Origin of the sequence: Daejeonella sp. (assembly GCF_030684675.1) — a bacterium.
Lineage (GTDB): Bacteria > Bacteroidota > Bacteroidia > Sphingobacteriales > Sphingobacteriaceae > Daejeonella.
Window position 1 is genome coordinate 39,173 of the sequence record NZ_JAUXXZ010000033.1, and the last position, 15,381, is coordinate 54,553.

At 37.8% G+C, this 15,381-nt stretch carries 15 protein-coding genes and 1 tRNA gene; 9 read left to right on the forward strand and 7 right to left on the reverse strand.

Annotated features, from left to right (window positions below):
- Window positions 1–48 precede the first annotated feature (48 nt).
- Together Q8M41_RS06695 and Q8M41_RS06700 are read left to right on the forward strand one after the other, a co-directional pair.
- Window positions 49–1,158 (forward strand): hypothetical protein, encoded by a 1,110-nt coding sequence (locus tag Q8M41_RS06695; RefSeq protein ID WP_305364473.1) that lies wholly within the window; start codon window positions 49–51, stop codon window positions 1,156–1,158.
- 3 nt (window positions 1,159–1,161) lie between these two features.
- Window positions 1,162–2,484, forward strand: a complete 1,323-nt coding sequence (locus tag Q8M41_RS06700) for a DUF2231 domain-containing protein (protein ID WP_305364474.1) — start codon at window positions 1,162–1,164, stop codon at window positions 2,482–2,484.
- A 219-nt stretch (window positions 2,485–2,703) separates the two neighbouring features.
- Here the strand turns inward: Q8M41_RS06700 and Q8M41_RS06705 are convergent.
- The 6 genes from Q8M41_RS06705 to Q8M41_RS06730 all read right to left on the reverse strand — a co-directional run bounded on the left by Q8M41_RS06705 (window position 2,704) and on the right by Q8M41_RS06730 (window position 6,454).
- Window positions 2,704–2,793 (reverse strand) — tRNA-Ser (locus Q8M41_RS06705).
- 108 nt (window positions 2,794–2,901) lie between these two features.
- Window positions 2,902–3,894 (reverse strand): YihY/virulence factor BrkB family protein, encoded by a 993-nt coding sequence (locus Q8M41_RS06710; RefSeq protein ID WP_305364475.1) that lies wholly within the window; start codon window positions 3,892–3,894, stop codon window positions 2,902–2,904.
- A gap of 9 nt (window positions 3,895–3,903) precedes the next feature.
- The gene (locus Q8M41_RS06715) at window positions 3,904–4,311 is read right to left on the reverse strand and encodes a thioesterase family protein (protein ID WP_305364476.1); all 408 of its coding nucleotides are present in this window, start codon (window positions 4,309–4,311) and stop codon (window positions 3,904–3,906) included.
- Complete coding sequence (mltG, locus tag Q8M41_RS06720) at window positions 4,311–5,366, reverse strand: endolytic transglycosylase MltG (protein ID WP_305364477.1); 1,056 nt, start codon at window positions 5,364–5,366, stop codon at window positions 4,311–4,313. The genes Q8M41_RS06715 and mltG overlap by 1 nt, the downstream gene beginning before the upstream one ends.
- Before the next feature lie 19 nt (window positions 5,367–5,385).
- Complete coding sequence (locus Q8M41_RS06725) at window positions 5,386–5,661, reverse strand: rhodanese-like domain-containing protein (RefSeq protein ID WP_305364478.1); 276 nt, start codon at window positions 5,659–5,661, stop codon at window positions 5,386–5,388.
- A gap of 28 nt (window positions 5,662–5,689) precedes the next feature.
- The gene (locus tag Q8M41_RS06730; protein ID WP_305364479.1) at window positions 5,690–6,454 is read right to left on the reverse strand and encodes a PASTA domain-containing protein; all 765 of its coding nucleotides are present in this window, start codon (window positions 6,452–6,454) and stop codon (window positions 5,690–5,692) included.
- A 298-nt stretch (window positions 6,455–6,752) separates the two neighbouring features.
- Between Q8M41_RS06730 and Q8M41_RS06735 the strand changes: the two genes are divergently transcribed.
- A complete protein-coding gene (locus tag Q8M41_RS06735; RefSeq protein WP_305364480.1) occupies window positions 6,753–7,748 on the forward strand; it encodes a D-alanine--D-alanine ligase in 996 nt (331 codons plus the stop codon).
- On the opposite strand, the gene Q8M41_RS06740 is transcribed toward Q8M41_RS06735, so the two are convergent.
- Window positions 7,745–8,167, reverse strand: a complete 423-nt coding sequence (locus tag Q8M41_RS06740; RefSeq protein WP_305364481.1) for a thioesterase family protein — start codon at window positions 8,165–8,167, stop codon at window positions 7,745–7,747. The two genes, Q8M41_RS06735 and Q8M41_RS06740, sit on opposite strands and share 4 nt — an antisense overlap.
- Before the next feature lie 610 nt (window positions 8,168–8,777).
- On the opposite strand from Q8M41_RS06740, the gene rpsO reads away from it, so the two are divergent.
- The 6 genes from rpsO (at window position 8,778) to Q8M41_RS06770 (ending at window position 15,340) form a co-directional block, all read left to right on the forward strand.
- Window positions 8,778–9,056: a 30S ribosomal protein S15 gene (rpsO, locus tag Q8M41_RS06745; protein WP_305364482.1), complete on the forward strand. Its 279-nt coding sequence runs from the start codon at window positions 8,778–8,780 to the stop codon at window positions 9,054–9,056.
- A 124-nt stretch (window positions 9,057–9,180) separates the two neighbouring features.
- A complete protein-coding gene (pnp, locus tag Q8M41_RS06750) occupies window positions 9,181–11,328 on the forward strand; it encodes a polyribonucleotide nucleotidyltransferase (protein ID WP_305364483.1) in 2,148 nt (715 codons plus the stop codon).
- 96 nt (window positions 11,329–11,424) lie between these two features.
- Window positions 11,425–11,607, forward strand: coding sequence for a hypothetical protein (locus Q8M41_RS06755; protein WP_305364484.1), 183 nt, complete (start codon window positions 11,425–11,427; stop codon window positions 11,605–11,607).
- Between the two features lie 6 nt (window positions 11,608–11,613).
- Entirely contained in the window at window positions 11,614–12,105 is a 492-nt protein-coding gene (locus Q8M41_RS06760) for a nucleotidyltransferase (RefSeq protein WP_305364485.1), read from the forward strand.
- 54 nt (window positions 12,106–12,159) lie between these two features.
- Complete coding sequence (rpe, locus tag Q8M41_RS06765; RefSeq protein WP_305364486.1) at window positions 12,160–12,831, forward strand: ribulose-phosphate 3-epimerase; 672 nt, start codon at window positions 12,160–12,162, stop codon at window positions 12,829–12,831.
- A 112-nt stretch (window positions 12,832–12,943) separates the two neighbouring features.
- Window positions 12,944–15,340: a TonB-dependent receptor gene (locus Q8M41_RS06770; RefSeq protein WP_305364487.1), complete on the forward strand. Its 2,397-nt coding sequence runs from the start codon at window positions 12,944–12,946 to the stop codon at window positions 15,338–15,340.
- The last annotated feature ends 41 nt before the right edge of the window (window positions 15,341–15,381 follow it).

Genomic DNA, 15,381 nt, shown 5'->3' on the forward strand with positions numbered 1-15,381 from the left:
ATTTTTCATTTCATTTATAAAAATTAAACTTTAAGGATATAAATAGCTATGATTTCAAGAAGAAATTTTCTTAAGAATACAGGAATGGCAAGTGCATTGAGCATGGCTGGTTCGGGTGATGCATTTTCGCATCCATTTGCTAATACTTATGCTGCTGATGAGGTAATAGGTCATGGCAATTTCAAGTATAAGGTTGATAAAGCCTGGGCAAAAATAAGTGTAAACAGCAATCCGCTTTTTAATTGCCATGAAATGGTTCAGGATAGTAAGGGTAGACTTATCATGCTGGGAGATCACACACAAAACAACATTTTAATTTTCGACAAATCAGGAAAACTACTGGATAATTGGGGAACAGCCTGGCCAGGTGGACATGGTTTATCCATCAGCAAGGAAGGTGGAGAAGATTTTCTACTGATTGTAGATTGCGGATGGTATCAAAATAAATCCGGTGTATGGAATGCTCAGGCTGGCCAGGTTATTAAAACGGATTTAAATGGAAGGATAATTTTTTCAATAGGCCACCCGAAAACAATTGGTGTTTACAAAGACGATGAAAAATTTATGCCTACTGAAACAGCCGTAGGGCCTAATGGGGATATTTATGTAGCTGATGGTTATGGATCCGACTATATTATCCAATACAACAACAAGGGGCAATATATCAGGCATTTTGGTGGTAGAAAAAATGCAAATCCTGATTGGAATCTACGTTGCGCTCATGGCGTGGCAATAGATTATAGAAACAAAAATAATCCGACCTTAATTTGCACATCCAGAGAGGAAAATTGCTTTAAAGTATTTACACTGGATGGCAAATTTTTGCATCGCATTGATATGCCGGGAATGCATGTTTGCCGGCCTGTACTGGATGGAGAAAATCTGTATGCCGGAGTTTGCTGGTCGAATGATGAAGCCGGTAAAATGATTGGAGGTAACAGTGGCTTTGTAACCATTTTAGATGCATCAAATAAGGTAATTTCCAACCCGGGAGGAAATTCACCGGTTTACAAAAACAATGTCCTGCAAGCTACTTTGCAGGCACCTGGTCAGATGTTTCAGCATTGCCATGATGTATGTATTGATGAGGATAAGAACATTTATGTATGCCAGTGGAACGCAAATAATACGGCACCTGTAAAGTTAACCAGGGTTTAATCCATGCTATTAGATCTGGCCATATTTTCAGGTAGACTGCATCCACTTGTCGTTCATTTACCAATTGGTTTTCTCTTACTGGCAACAGTATTTGAATTAATCTCCTATTCAAAGAAATATGAACACCTGAAAGCTTCGGTATCATTCACATTGCTGCTAGGCTTCATTTCTGCAGTATTAGCCTGTATTTTTGGCTATATATTATCGTTAAGTGGAGATTACGAAAGCGTGGCACTTAATGATCATAAAATTTCAGGTATTGCCCTCGCTTTGATTTCAGGATTATTATTTCTGATCAGCAATGGAACGTTTAAAAAATTACCAGCAATTAAACGCTCTGTTTTTACCATGCTTTGTGTTTTAACCATAGCCCTGATGAGCTATACTGGGCATCAGGGAGGTTTATTGACCCATGGTGCAGAATATCTGTCGATGGAGGTACTTACCCAGCAGGAAAGAGTTAAACCTGCAAGTGTAGAACAGGCAATGATTTTTGAAGATGTTGTTCATCCAATATTAATCCAGCGCTGTTCTCAATGCCATAGAGCCGATAAAATGAAAGGGGAGCTCTCCATGAAAACATTGACTGATTTGCAAAAAGGAGGCAAAAATGGTGCAGCAATTGTCGCAGGTTCATTAAATGAGAGTGAATTGTATAAGCGGATCACCCTTGATCCTGAACATGAGGACTATATGCCTTCTGATGGAAAAACACCATTAACGAAATCAGAAGTAGAAATCATTAAATGGTGGATAGAAATGGGCAAGGCCATTAATGGTAAAAAGATGTCTGAATTGAAAAATACCCAGTCAATTAATCCACTGATTGCCCGCTATTTGAAAATTGGTGACGATGAAAAGCAGACTGATCCTGAATATCCGGTTTCCAATCCAGATATTCCTGCTTTTACTAATCTAAAATTATTGGATAGTCTTCGAAATCTGGGATTGAATATCAGAGTAATGCAACATCAACCGCTCATGCTGGATATAAGCTTGCCTGAAGATAAAAGCAGGCAAATTGCTTCAATCAAGCCCGGACTTAAATCAATTGCAAAGAATATTATCTGGCTTAATTTATCAGGAAATAATCTGACCGATAATGACCTGGATTTTTTGCCATTTATGATCAATCTGGAAAAGCTTCGGCTTGAGAAAAATCCAGTTACTGATAAATGTATTCTACTTATTTCTGCTTTAAAACATCTCGAAGCAGTTAATTTGAATGAAACGGGTATGAGTAAAGCAGGAGTGGAGCAATTGAAGAAGATGCCTTCTATTAAAAGAGTTTATGAGTGGAATATTGGTGTGGTGGGAGATGATTAAATTGATTCATGAGTGGGAGGCTTCAGCCAAGATGCTGTCACATATAACCTGTACTCAGCACTAAAAAAAAGCCCATCATAGTTTTATTTATGATGGGCGAATGTTAATAGCCTTTGGTTTTGAGGCGATGCCCTCCTTCGCAAAGACTCCAGCGGACTTCGTCCGTGCTCCGACGCTGAAGCTTTGGCGTAGGCACCCGTAGCCCGCTTCGGCGGGCGATGGCGGAGAGCTAGGGATTCGAACCCCAGGAACCTGTAACAGTTCAACAGTTTTCAAGACTGCCGCAATCGACCACTCTGCCAGCTCTCCGAGGGCAAAAGTACAAAACCGTGCTTAATCTGCAAACAAAAATTAGCTTTTTTGAATTATTAAAGATAACTCACAGTAAGTGAGTAAGAAAGAGTGTTAAAACCAAGCTTATTCTACCTTTTTTTCAAGCTTTTCTTCAACCGGCTGGTTCTTAAACCGGTTATAAACCGGCTTAACTATTTTAATACTGCGTTTAGAAAGGTCTATACTGGCATTTAGTTCAAAGCCAATCAGAATGATCAGGGAATTAAGATATAGCCAGATCATTAATACGATAAGCGTTCCTATAGAGCCATATAATTTATTGTAATTACCAAAATTGTTAATGTAGAAAGAGAAACCCCAGAAGGTTAGAATTGCCAGTATAGTAGACATCCAGGAACCAGCACTGAAGAACTTCCATTTCTTAGCATGGGCTGGTCCGTAGCGATACAGAAGTGCAATAGTGACAAAATAGAGTACAATTATAATTGACCATCTTGCCAAATTAAGTATGTATAACCAGAATGAATCCCTGAAACCAAGTTCTGTCTTTAACAGGTTTAATATATATTCACTGATGGTCATTACAACCAATGCAAAAATCAATGCAAATAAGATGAGCAAAGTAAGGTAAAGTGCTACTAATCTTTGTTTTAACCACGACCTGGTTTCGATGATCAGGGAGGATTTATTAAAAGCTTCCATCAGGTTATGGACGCCATTTGTTGAGAATACAAGGGCAAATACAAAACCGAATGAGAGGAGTTTTGAATTTTGATTTTTCACAATATCAAACAAGGTTAATTTTACTGCAGCATAAGCCTCCGCGGGAAGGATCAGAGCTATCAGACTCATTAACTGCTCTTGAAAATTATCCATCGGGACGTATGGGATCAGGGTAAAAAGAAAGATGATAGCAGGAAATATAGCAAGCATAAAGCTGTAAGCCAGCGAAGATGCCTTATTGATGAGTTCATCTTTTCCAATTTCCTGAAAGAAAAATGAGGCTACAGTATATAATGGCAGCGGACTAAATCCGGGCAGAATAATTGTTTTTGTCCGCTCAACCAGTATAAAATATGGTTTGAATCTCAGTAGAATTTGGTGCAGCCAGATCATTTAATAAACTTAATCAAAATATACACTGAGTTTCTCAAGAAATTCTTTTGAGGGCAAACAGGCTTTTTTCTTTTCCTGATCTATAAAAACAAGTGTGGTTTCACCCATATTGACCAGCTCATCACTTTCATTATATAATTCATACCTGAAATGTATTCTAAGAGAAGGCATTTTATCAATAAAAACCTTCACAGTTATCTCTTCATCGTATAAAGCAGGTAGTATATACTTACATTTTAGGTCAATAACAGGCATGATTATGCCCGATTCTTCCATTGATTTATAAGTCAAACCCAGACTTCTGAGCATTTCTACACGGCCAACTTCATAAAACGTAGCATAATTGCCATAATACATGAAGCCCATCTGGTCTGTATCAGCATATCGTACACGAATTTTGGTGCTGTGGCTAAACATTATTTCTTAATATTTCGCTGATTCAGCGCCTCCTGAAATTTCCTTGCGTTCTGAAGATGCTGAGTTAGGTTTGATGCATAATTATGATATCCTGAAAAATCTTCCTTAGCACACATATAGATATAATCATGCTTTTCATAATTTAAAACGGCATCAATTGCATTAATACTCGGCATAGTGATCGGTCCGGGAGGCAAGCCTGTGTTTAAATAGGTATTATATGGAGAGCTTATTCTCAAATGTTTATTCAATACCCGCCTGATTGTAAAATCATTTGCCGCAAAAATAACTGTAGGATCTGCTTCCAGACGCATGCCTTTATGTAACCTGTTCATATACAAACCTGCAATTCGGGGCATCTCTGAATCATTCAAAGCCTCAGAATCAACAATAGAGGCAAGTATACTCACCTCAGATTGACTGAGGTTAATTGCAGCTGCTTTAGCTTTACGATCGGCATTCCAGAATTTAAGATATTCAGCATGCATTCGAAAGAAAAACTTCTCAGGATCCGAATTCCAGTAAATTTCATAGGAATTAGGGATGAACATGGTGTACACATTGTCTGTATTGAAACCATACTTTTCAATAAAGGTAGCCGAATCGAGTAATTGTGAAATGGAAGCAGAGTCACTTTCAATTTTTTTAGAAATCATTCCTGCCAGAGTATGCTTTAGCCTGACATTCTGAAAGGAGATCTTCACCGGTTCCTGATTACCTGCTTTTAACATATTGATAAGGGTGCGGTTGCTCATATCCTTTGTCAGGCGGTACCTTCCAGCCTTAACTTTAACCGGGTAATCCATGTTCTGGGCAGCATTAAGAAAGGAAAGTGTGTCTTTTACTATATTTTCTGAACTGATAATGGAGTAGACATCCTTAAAATCAGAACCTGTAGGTATAAAAAGGTAATCTTTATTACCTGTAACGTTAGGCTTAAAATATTTGAGATAATAATTAATTCCTGTACCCGCGAGTACAATTACCACAAGAGCGAGCATTGCGAAGAAAACCTTCGCTTTAAAACTTATCTTTTTTGACTTTTCTGCTACCATTCTAAAATGTATTCTATTTTCAATAATTTAATTTTCTCAAGGCCAGAATCCCACCATGCAGATTCCTGACATTCTTAAACCCATTCATAAGCAAAAATCTTCTGGCAGTTTCACTGCGAAGGCCATGCTGGCAAATTACAATCAGTTCCTCATTCTTCAAATCTTCCAGATCTTCCGGGTTTTTCAATAAAATACCAATTGGTATATTTTGACCACCAATGTTAAATGTCTGAAATTCAATTTGTTCCCTAACATCAATAATCATAAAGGGAATGGGCTCACGATTGCGCTCCATGAACTCTGCTGGACTAATATCTGTTGTTTTAATTTCCGCCACCCAAAACAACATCAATAGGTGTACCAATACTAACTTTACTCAAAGTATCACTAATGGCAGGGAATTGTTTTATAACCCTTGCATTTGCAGTATCCCGCACACCCTCAAAGCTAACCGTCCCTAAGGTTAATGATGATCCTAAGAGCGCCATTCGGGCTTCACTGAGATCTAAACCAAGCAAATTAGGTATATCGACTTCACTGGCACCCAGGCCATCTCCTAAAACGAGCTTAATGCTGGATCCTTTAGGAATTGACTGTCCTTTTGTAATTATATTACCTCCAAACAGGGCTTCCAGAATTACATCTTTCGCTACATCTGATTTGTAGGTGGTATCTCCAACCTTTAACTGATAGTTATTAAGGATAGAGCGAACTTCAAGAAATGTTCTACCCTGAATATCGGGGAATTTAATATTGGGAGCGTCTCTGGTGATGATCAGATAAATGGTTCTGTTTGATTTTACATTTGTATTCGGGTCAGGATCTTGTTCCACAACAATGCCTGGATCTTGGTCAATCAGGTAAATGGAATCATTTATCTGATATCTTAATCCTTTATCTTCCAGTAATTCAACAGCTTTTTCAATGCTTAAACCCTTGAGTTTTGGTACAGGCATCCCTTCGCCATGGTGTGTGTAAAATCCCAGACTGTAAAATATGACGATCAGGAAAAGCAAAATGGATCCAATGGCTATAATGAGGTTTTTCCGAAATGTTTTCGTACGTAAATAGTCTATAAATTTGCTCATTATGATCTTTTTTATTTTAATTACAGGATAAACGCCAGAAACTGAGAAAATATTTATTTATTGTAAGATTTCTCAGATTGGTTAATTGCAATTATCCTCAAAAATAATTATTAGTTCGGCATTAACGAAGATAAATATTAGCATAGCTATCATTCAATTGTTTTAAAATTTATCTTTGAAGCGATAAAATTACCCGGTTCTGGTTTGAACAGATTGAAATGTTTGATTGAGCGATACGGGTTATTATGGGAATATTGATTCTCTGTGAATCATGTTTCTTACTTACATACCAATTAAGATGAAAAAAACAATAGCACTGGTAACAGGTGGATTTACAGGTGAATCTGTAGTCTCCTTCAAGAGCGCAGACTTCGTTGAAAGCAAGATTGACAGAAACAAATACGATGTTTTTAAGATAGTTGTACTAAAGGAAGAATGGTATTATTCCGATTCAGGTTCAGTAAAACACCTGGTAGATAAGAATGATTTTTCTATTACCTTAAGTGGAACAAAAATAGTTTTTGATGCTGCTTTCATTATGCTCCATGGCGCTCCGGGCGAAGACGGCAAACTTCAGGGTTACTTTGATTTGCTGAACATTCCTTACACAAGCTGTGATGCACTGACATCTGCGTTAACGATGAATAAAGGTTATTCGAAAGCCATTGTTGATGGTATCAAAGACCTGCACATTGCAAAATCGGTTCAGTTATTTGATAATAGCTCGGCTGCAAGCCAGCATCTTCTGGATACACTGGTACTTCCACTGTTCATTAAACCAAACAATGGTGGCAGCAGTATCGGAATGAGTAAAGTTAAAACTGCAGATGGATTACCCGATGCACTCATAAAAGCCTTTAATGAAGACAATCAGGTGCTGGTAGAAGAATTTATCCAGGGTCGTGAATTTTCGATAGGAGTATATAATGGCCTTGAGGGGATTCGGGTATTACCAAGTACTGAAGTGATACCTTCCAATGATTTTTTTGATTTTGAAGCTAAATATACGCCAGGTGCCACTGAAGAAATTACTCCTGGCAGAATGTCTGAAGAAGAAAAGGAAAGGGTAGAACGCCTCGTTTCTGATATTTATCACAAACTGAACTGTAAGGGCATGGTTCGTATTGATTACTTCCTTCAGGATCTGAGTTCCGATTTCTATTTTGTAGAAATTAATACAATTCCTGGTCAAACGGCGCAGAGCTTTATTCCACAGCAGCTAAGGGCAGCCGGACTTGATATTACTGAATTTTATGGCGAGCTGATAGAAATGGCGCTGGCAAGCAAAGATTAGATAGAATAGCTCAGAATCATTTTATCGGATACTTTGACACTTTTGCCGTCGGCAATATTGATCATAACATAGTCAAACCAGCCGTCGCAGGCTACTTTACCGGTTTTACTGATTCTGATCTCAAATTTTACACGGCAACCTTTTGAGTTGATGGTTTCAATTCCGGTTTGTACAGTAAATGTATCACCAAGTCCGAGTGGCCTTTTGTAATCCACAAAAGCCGATCTGACAACCCATCCCAAACCCATTTTAAGGAAATCTTCCATGGGCATCTTATAACAGGTTTCCATCTGTTCATATCTGGCTGCCAGCACATAATCAAAATAAGTGCTGTTATGAACATGATTAAACATGTCAATATCATCTGGCCTGACTTTGAACTCTGATGTAAAACTGCTGTACCCGGGCTTTGATTCCATTCTGCGAAATTCGGGCAATTATATGAGAATAGGAAATGGATAGTTGTCAGTTATCTGTTGTCAGTAATTTAGTACTAAATGAAAATTAAGTGGTTATAGACTATATTTTTTACATTTAGAGCTGCCACCCGGGTTTATTTCAAATGGCAAATGGTCCTTTTGCCGGGCTGCCCGTCCCGATGAAAAACAGCTCCGGGTAAAATAAACCTTGCCGAAGGAGGTATCTTCCGGCTATTCGTAATTTGAAATAGAACGTGATTTCTTGCCGGAAATACTCCGGAGGAAAGGGCTGAACTAACCTATAACACACAGGTATTGCTTTCCAAAATCTAATAATTGTGGTTCCAGAGCCTTATCTGACCAATTATAAAGTATTTTTTCCCTGCCTTATATTCGAACTCAGGTTATTAGTCATTAATAAATTTAGAACCAGATCATGAAAATCCAATCTTTGATACCTAATTTTCAATGAACCAATATATCACACAACTGACAACAGATAACAGACAACTGATAACTGAATCACATACTTATTTGCAATTGAACTTTCATTACCATATCTTTGCATCCAATTAAAATAATTATAAACCGCTTTAATATTATTCAGGTAATGTATTTAAGTACAGAGTACAAGGCAGACATTTTTGCCAAACACGGAAAAGGTGCAACAGACACCGGTTCTGCAGAAGGACAGGTAGCATTATTTACCGCTCGTATTGCTCATTTAACCGGGCATTTGAAACAAAACAAGAAGGATTTTTCTACACAACTATCTCTTCAGAAATTAGTAGGTAAACGCCGTGCCTTACTTGCATATCTTTACAAAAAAGATATCAATCGGTATCGTGCAATTATCAAAGCATTAGAGTTAAGAGATATTATAAAATAATCTTAGCAAAAATTTGCGAAGCCATCCTCTTATTTGAAGGATGGCTTTTTTACTTTGTAAAAAATAAAATCAATATAAAAGAAGATGTGCTCAAAAGAGGAAAAGTACATCGCCATTAAAACAAATGAGTTATAACGCAATTAAAAAAACATTCGATCTTGGCGATGGCCGTATGATCGAAATCGAAACTGGGAAACTGGCTAAACAAGCTGATGGATCTGTTGTTGTAAGAATGGGTGATACCATGCTTCTGGCTACTGTGGTATCAACAGTAGGTGCAAAACCGGGGACTGATTTTTTACCATTATCTGTTGATTATCAGGAGAAATATGCTTCTACAGGACGTATCCCGGGTGGATTTTTACGTCGTGAGGCCAGATTATCCGATTATGAAGTACTTATTTCGCGTCTGGTAGATCGTGCATTACGTCCGATGTTCCCTGAAGATTATCATGCAGACGTGCAGGTGATGATTTCTTTGATCTCTGCCGACAAAAATATTATGCCTGATTGCCTTGCAGGTCTTGCAGCATCAGCAGCAATCGCTGTTTCTGATATCCCGTTTAACGGTCCTATCTCTGAAGTTCGTGTTGCTAAAATTGATGGTAAACTAATTATCAATCCTTATCTGAGCGACCTTGAACGTGCCACTATGGATCTTTTGGTTGCCGGTACAGAGCATGATATCGTAATGGTTGAAGGTGAAGGAGATGAAATTTCTGAAGAGGAAATGGTAGAAGCAATCGAATTTGCTCATAAAGCAATTATTATTCAGGTTCAGGCACAAAAAGAACTCGCTATTTTGGTTGGTAAAACTGAAAAACGTGTTTATAGCCATGAAACTCATGATCTTGATCTTAAGAAAAAGGTTTATGCAGCAACCTATGATAAAGTATATGCCATTGCCAAATCAAAATCTTCTAAGCACGAGCGCAGCGATAAATTTTCTGAAGTAATCAATGATTTTATACTTGAATTAGGTGAAGGACTTGAAGATATCACGATATCCCTTTCAAAAAAATACTTCCATGATGTACAATATGATGCAATCCGTAACCTGATTTTAGATGAAGGAATTCGTTTAGATGGCCGTGATTCACGCACTGTACGTCCAATTTGGTCTGAAGTTGGTTATTTACCAACTGCTCACGGTTCTTCTATTTTCACTCGTGGCGAAACACAATCACTTACAACAGTAACCCTGGGTGCTAAATCTGATGAGCAACTGATTGATGGTGCTTTCTTTAACGGTTACCAGAAATTCTTATTACACTATAACTTCCCGGCTTTCTCTACAGGTGAGGCTCGTCCGAATCGTGGTACCGGTCGTCGTGAAATAGGACACGGTAATCTTGCAATGCGTTCTCTAAAAAAGGTATTACCTGGTGATGATAATCCTTACACTATCCGTATTGTTTCAGATATTCTGGAATCAAATGGTTCATCTTCTATGGCTACAGTTTGTGCAGGTACACTTGCACTGATGGACGCCGGTATTAAGATCAAATCACCCGTTTCAGGTATTGCAATGGGATTGATCTCTGATGAAAAAACAGGCAAATACGCTATTTTGACAGATATTCTGGGTGATGAGGATCATTTGGGAGATATGGACTTTAAAGTAACCGGTACCGAAAAAGGTATTGTTGCTTGTCAGATGGACTTAAAAATCAATGGATTAAAGTGGGAAGTATTGACTGCTGCTTTAAAACAGGCGAATGAAGCCCGTCTTCATATCTTAAATGAGATGAAGAAGACAATTGCCGCTCCACGTGAGGATTATAAGCCACATGCTCCACGTATTGTTACACTGAAGATTGATAAGGAATTCATTGGTGCGGTAATCGGCCCTGGTGGTAAGATCATTCAGGAAATGCAACGTGAAACCGGTGCAACCATCGCTATTGAAGAGAAAGACAACTTGGGTATCGTTCAAATCTTTGCTGATAATAAAGAAGCCATCGATAAAGCTGTTAGCCGTATCAAAGCCATCGCTTCAAAACCTGAAGTAGGCGAAATTTACGAAGGTAAAGTGAAAACAATTATGCCTTTTGGCGCATTTGTTGAGATTATGCCGGGTAAAGACGGATTGTTACATATTTCAGAGATTGACTGGAAGCGTTATGAAACAATGGACGGTGTATTGAATGTAGGAGATATCGTTCAGGTTAAACTTCTTGAAGTGGATAAGCAGGGTAAATTAAAACTTTCACGTAAAGCTTTATTGCCAAGGCCTCCGCGTCCTGAGGATACAAAACCTGCAGCTGAATAATTCTTAGAATTTTATACTTTCAAAACCTGTCATGCTTCAGCATTGACAGGTTTTGTTATTTACTACCTTTTTTTTCTTAAATTGCTCATGCAGAATATGAAAAAGCAAGAAAAACATATTATTCAGGAACCTTCATCAGATTATGAAAAAGCTGAACTTGATTTACTTAAAACAGCCTTGAAAAGATCATATACGGAGCGGTTTCATACCATGACCAAGCTTATGAAGATGAATATCATGTTCAGACAGGCTCAGATAAAGCATAAACCTTCCCATTAATTTATTATGGATGTGTTCGACGAAGAGCTGCTTCGTTTTTGGAAAATTGCAGGTCAGTTTCAACTAAAATATATTATGATAGGTGGTGTTGCGACGAACCTCCATGGCTATCAGCGAACTACAGAAGATATTGACCTGTGGATTGAAGATACTAAAGCAAATAAAGAAGTTTTAAGAAAAGTATTCCATGAATATGGAATGGGGGACTTTAAAACATTACCTGATATGCAGTTTATTCCCGGCTGGACATACTTTCACCTTGATAATGGGCTTAGACTTGATATAATGACTTCAGTTAAAGGCCTGGAAAATTCAAACTTTGATTCATTACTAAAATCAGCATCAATTGCAACTATCTATGGAGTTGAAATACCATTTCTGCATCTAAATGCATTAATTTTAACAAAAAAGGCAGCTAATAGACCTAAAGACCAGTTGGATCTGATAGAGCTTGAACGAATTAAGAAAATCATTGAGGATGAAGGCTCTATACAATAATCATATAGCTGCCATTAAAACTGAATATTGCAATACAATTTGTAATTTTGTAATATGAAACATCTGATAGCCCCTTCCGTTTTATCTGCTGATTTTGCAAACCTGCAGAATGATATTAAAATGATTAATCGTAGTCAGGCTGATTGGTTTCATATCGATATAATGGATGGTGTATTTGTTCCAAATATTTCTTTTGGATTCCCTGTCTTAAAGGCTATTCAGAAGCATGCAAGCAAACCATTGGATGTACATTTAATGATTGTTGACCCTGATCGTTATCTTCAGGAATTTAAACAGGCAGGAGCAGAAAATATTACAGTCCATATTGAAGCCTGTACCCATTTACACAGAACCCTTCATGCAATTAAAGATTTGGGCTGCCGGGCAGGAGTAGCAGTCAATCCGCATACCCCTGTAGCATTACTTGAAGATATCATTGAAGATATTGATCTGGTTTGTCTGATGTCGGTTAATCCTGGTTTTGGCGGACAAAAATTTATCGAGAATACCTACAAAAAGATACGTACACTCCGTGCAATGGCATCGGGAAGAAACGATGGCTTATTAATTGAAATTGATGGCGGGGTTTCTAATCAGAATGCCCTGAAGTTAATTCAGGCAGGGGCTGATGTGCTGGTGGCTGGTAATGCTGTATTTTCTGCCGCTGATCCGATTTCAGAGATCTCCAGACTTAAAAATCTTAATCCTGAATTAATAGGTTCATGACTATCATGTTAATGTGAAGCAAGAAAATCTATCATCAGCCAAGTTCTTCACTATCACATCGAATAGGGGATGGAATCATTCTCTTTCACTTTTTATATTTTCCATTTTTATCTTGTTTTTTATTCCTCAATCGCTTTATGCCCAGGATTTTGGCAGTATTAAGGGTATAATCACATCTGAAAAAGGAGAATTACTCAGTGGTGTAACTGTGCAGGTAAAAAGTACCCGCTTAATTACCCAAACTAACAGGGAAGGGGAGTATTACCTGAGCAAAGTCCCGGTTTCAGCAACACTCTTATTCAGCCGTCTTGGCTATAAAGATCTGCAATTGGATCTTGGTCTGATCGCAGACAGAGAAAATATTCAAAATATTGTATTAATATCTGATATACAAGCACTTGATGAGGTTCATATAACTGAAAGATATAATGCCAGTAATTTAAAAACTATCGATGCAGCAGCATTTAATGTCTATCCTCAGACTTCGGGTAGTTTTGAAAGTTTTCTAAAAAGTATGCCCGGGGTTTCCGGAAATAATGAATTGAGTTCCCAGTATTCGGTACGGGGAGGAAATTTCGATGAAAACCTGATCTATTTAAATGATATAGAAATTTACAGGCCCATGCAAATCTATTCTGGTCAGCAGGAAGGCTTGGGTTTTATCAATCCGGATCTGGCAAGTAGTACCAGATTTTCTGCTGGTGGTTTTGAAGCCAGATATGGAGATAAAATGTCCTCAATTCTGGATGTCAGGTATAGTAAACCTGATTCATTATCTCTGGAGGCTCAAATTGGTTTCCTTTCGAGTTCAGCCACCCTAAAGGTTCCATTTAAGAATAGTTATATTCTTGCAGGGGTCAGAAATAAGAAAAATCAAAGCTTATTGGGAACACAAAATCTTGAAGGGGATTATATCTCAGGCTTCTCTGATTATCAGTTTTTATTCAGGCATGATCTGGGCTCGAAATTGAATTTATCTGTTTTTGGAAATTACAATAAGGGGGATTTGAACATCAGTCCTAACAGGCGACTGACTGAATTTGGAACATCCGACGAGGTATTGAGGCTCAATGTTAATTATGATGGAGAGGAAAGCAGTAACTATGAATCTCTTATGGCTGCGCTAACTCTGGCTTATAATGCCTCGAACTCTTTAAATTTCAAATGGATCAGTTCATTTTCAAGTATCAACGAACAAGAGAATAAAGATCTACTGGGTTGGTACGCTTTCAATGAAAAAAATGGAGGCCTAGATCCAAAAAATGTTGGCTCCCTTCTTGGAAGAGGATCCAATCTAGCCTACAGAGATAATTTTTTGAATACAATGATCCTGAATACCGAATTAAGAATGTATAAACAGGTACGGAACTCATTTATTGAAATGGGTATTCGTTTTCAGGCAGACAGAATAAAGGACAGAATTAATGAATTTAATGGAATAGACACCACAGGATATTCGCTCCGTACTTCCTTAAGATGGAATTATTCGGAGATCATAAAGCAGCAGCACATGCAGGAAATTGGACGAATAAGCGGATTTATTCAAAATACGTTCAATTTAAGGCATAACCTGACAATGGCAGCTGGCATCAGGGCTAACTATAATTCTTATTCCAAAGAAAACCTGATCAGCCCTCGTGTTTCATTGATGTATTCACCAGGTTATGATGACAATTTTCTTTTCCGTTTTTCAGTTGGCGCCTATTCTCAGTCACCATTTTACAGAGAGATTAAAAGATATAACGGCAGTATTAATCCTGACGCACGCGCCCAGCGATCTTATCATATCATAGCAGGTACTGAATACGATTTTAACGGTTTGGGTACAAGACTGAAGTTCAGCTCTGAACTCTATTACAAAATATTAAGCAGGATTACGCCTTATAAGATAGAAGATCTTAAGATCAGATATCTTTCTGAAAGTACTGCTAAAGGTTATTCTACTGGTGCGGACTTCAGCCTGAGCGGAAATTTTGCCGGAGACCTTTTAACAACTTTCAGGTTTTCCGTTATGCAAACAAAGGAGGATATTAAAAATGACTCTTATCAGACCATTGACAATACCGGAAAGCAGTTCACAATTTATCCGGGCTATTTAAAACGACCATCCGATCAGTTATTTAATATTGGAATGATGTTTCAGGATAGGCTTATGCAAAATCCTACATACAAGGTCCACCTTAATCTGATCTATTCTTCTTCACTTCCTGTTGGTCCTCCTGGTCCGAATAGATACACCGACTTATTTAAAATACCGGCTTATAAGCGTGTTGACATTGGATTTTCAAAAGATTTGGCTGATCCGGAGAGTAAGAGGGCACCAGTCTTTGTGAAAAAATATTTTCAATCCTTAAGTCTCCATGCTGAACTTTTTAATCTTTTAAATTTCAAAAACACGGCATCATATCTTTGGTTAAACGACAAAAATGCAAATCAATATGCTGTGCCTAACTACCTGACCTTCAGAAAACTTAATTTTAGAGTTATTGCCAAACTGAAAAGTAAGTAAAGTATTGAAATCAATTATCAATAAGGGTTTAAAATCCTCCC

Coding starts and splice junctions, on each gene's coding strand:
- Q8M41_RS06695 (WP_305364473.1), top strand. CDS start 49: ATGATTTCAAGAAGAAATTTTCTTAAGAATACAGGAATGGCAAGTGCA.
- Q8M41_RS06700 (WP_305364474.1), top strand. CDS start 1,162: ATGCTATTAGATCTGGCCATATTTTCAGGTAGACTGCATCCACTTGTC.
- Q8M41_RS06710 (WP_305364475.1), bottom strand. CDS start 3,894: ATGATCTGGCTGCACCAAATTCTACTGAGATTCAAACCATATTTTATA.
- Q8M41_RS06715 (WP_305364476.1), bottom strand. CDS start 4,311: ATGTTTAGCCACAGCACCAAAATTCGTGTACGATATGCTGATACAGAC.
- mltG (WP_305364477.1), bottom strand. CDS start 5,366: ATGGTAGCAGAAAAGTCAAAAAAGATAAGTTTTAAAGCGAAGGTTTTC.
- Q8M41_RS06725 (WP_305364478.1), bottom strand. CDS start 5,661: ATGGAGCGCAATCGTGAGCCCATTCCCTTTATGATTATTGATGTTAGG.
- Q8M41_RS06730 (WP_305364479.1), bottom strand. CDS start 6,454: ATGAGCAAATTTATAGACTATTTACGTACGAAAACATTTCGGAAAAAC.
- Q8M41_RS06735 (WP_305364480.1), top strand. CDS start 6,753: ATGAAAAAAACAATAGCACTGGTAACAGGTGGATTTACAGGTGAATCT.
- Q8M41_RS06740 (WP_305364481.1), bottom strand. CDS start 8,167: ATGGAATCAAAGCCCGGGTACAGCAGTTTTACATCAGAGTTCAAAGTC.
- rpsO (WP_305364482.1), top strand. CDS start 8,778: ATGTATTTAAGTACAGAGTACAAGGCAGACATTTTTGCCAAACACGGA.
- pnp (WP_305364483.1), top strand. CDS start 9,181: ATGAGTTATAACGCAATTAAAAAAACATTCGATCTTGGCGATGGCCGT.
- Q8M41_RS06755 (WP_305364484.1), top strand. CDS start 11,425: ATGAAAAAGCAAGAAAAACATATTATTCAGGAACCTTCATCAGATTAT.
- Q8M41_RS06760 (WP_305364485.1), top strand. CDS start 11,614: ATGGATGTGTTCGACGAAGAGCTGCTTCGTTTTTGGAAAATTGCAGGT.
- rpe (WP_305364486.1), top strand. CDS start 12,160: ATGAAACATCTGATAGCCCCTTCCGTTTTATCTGCTGATTTTGCAAAC.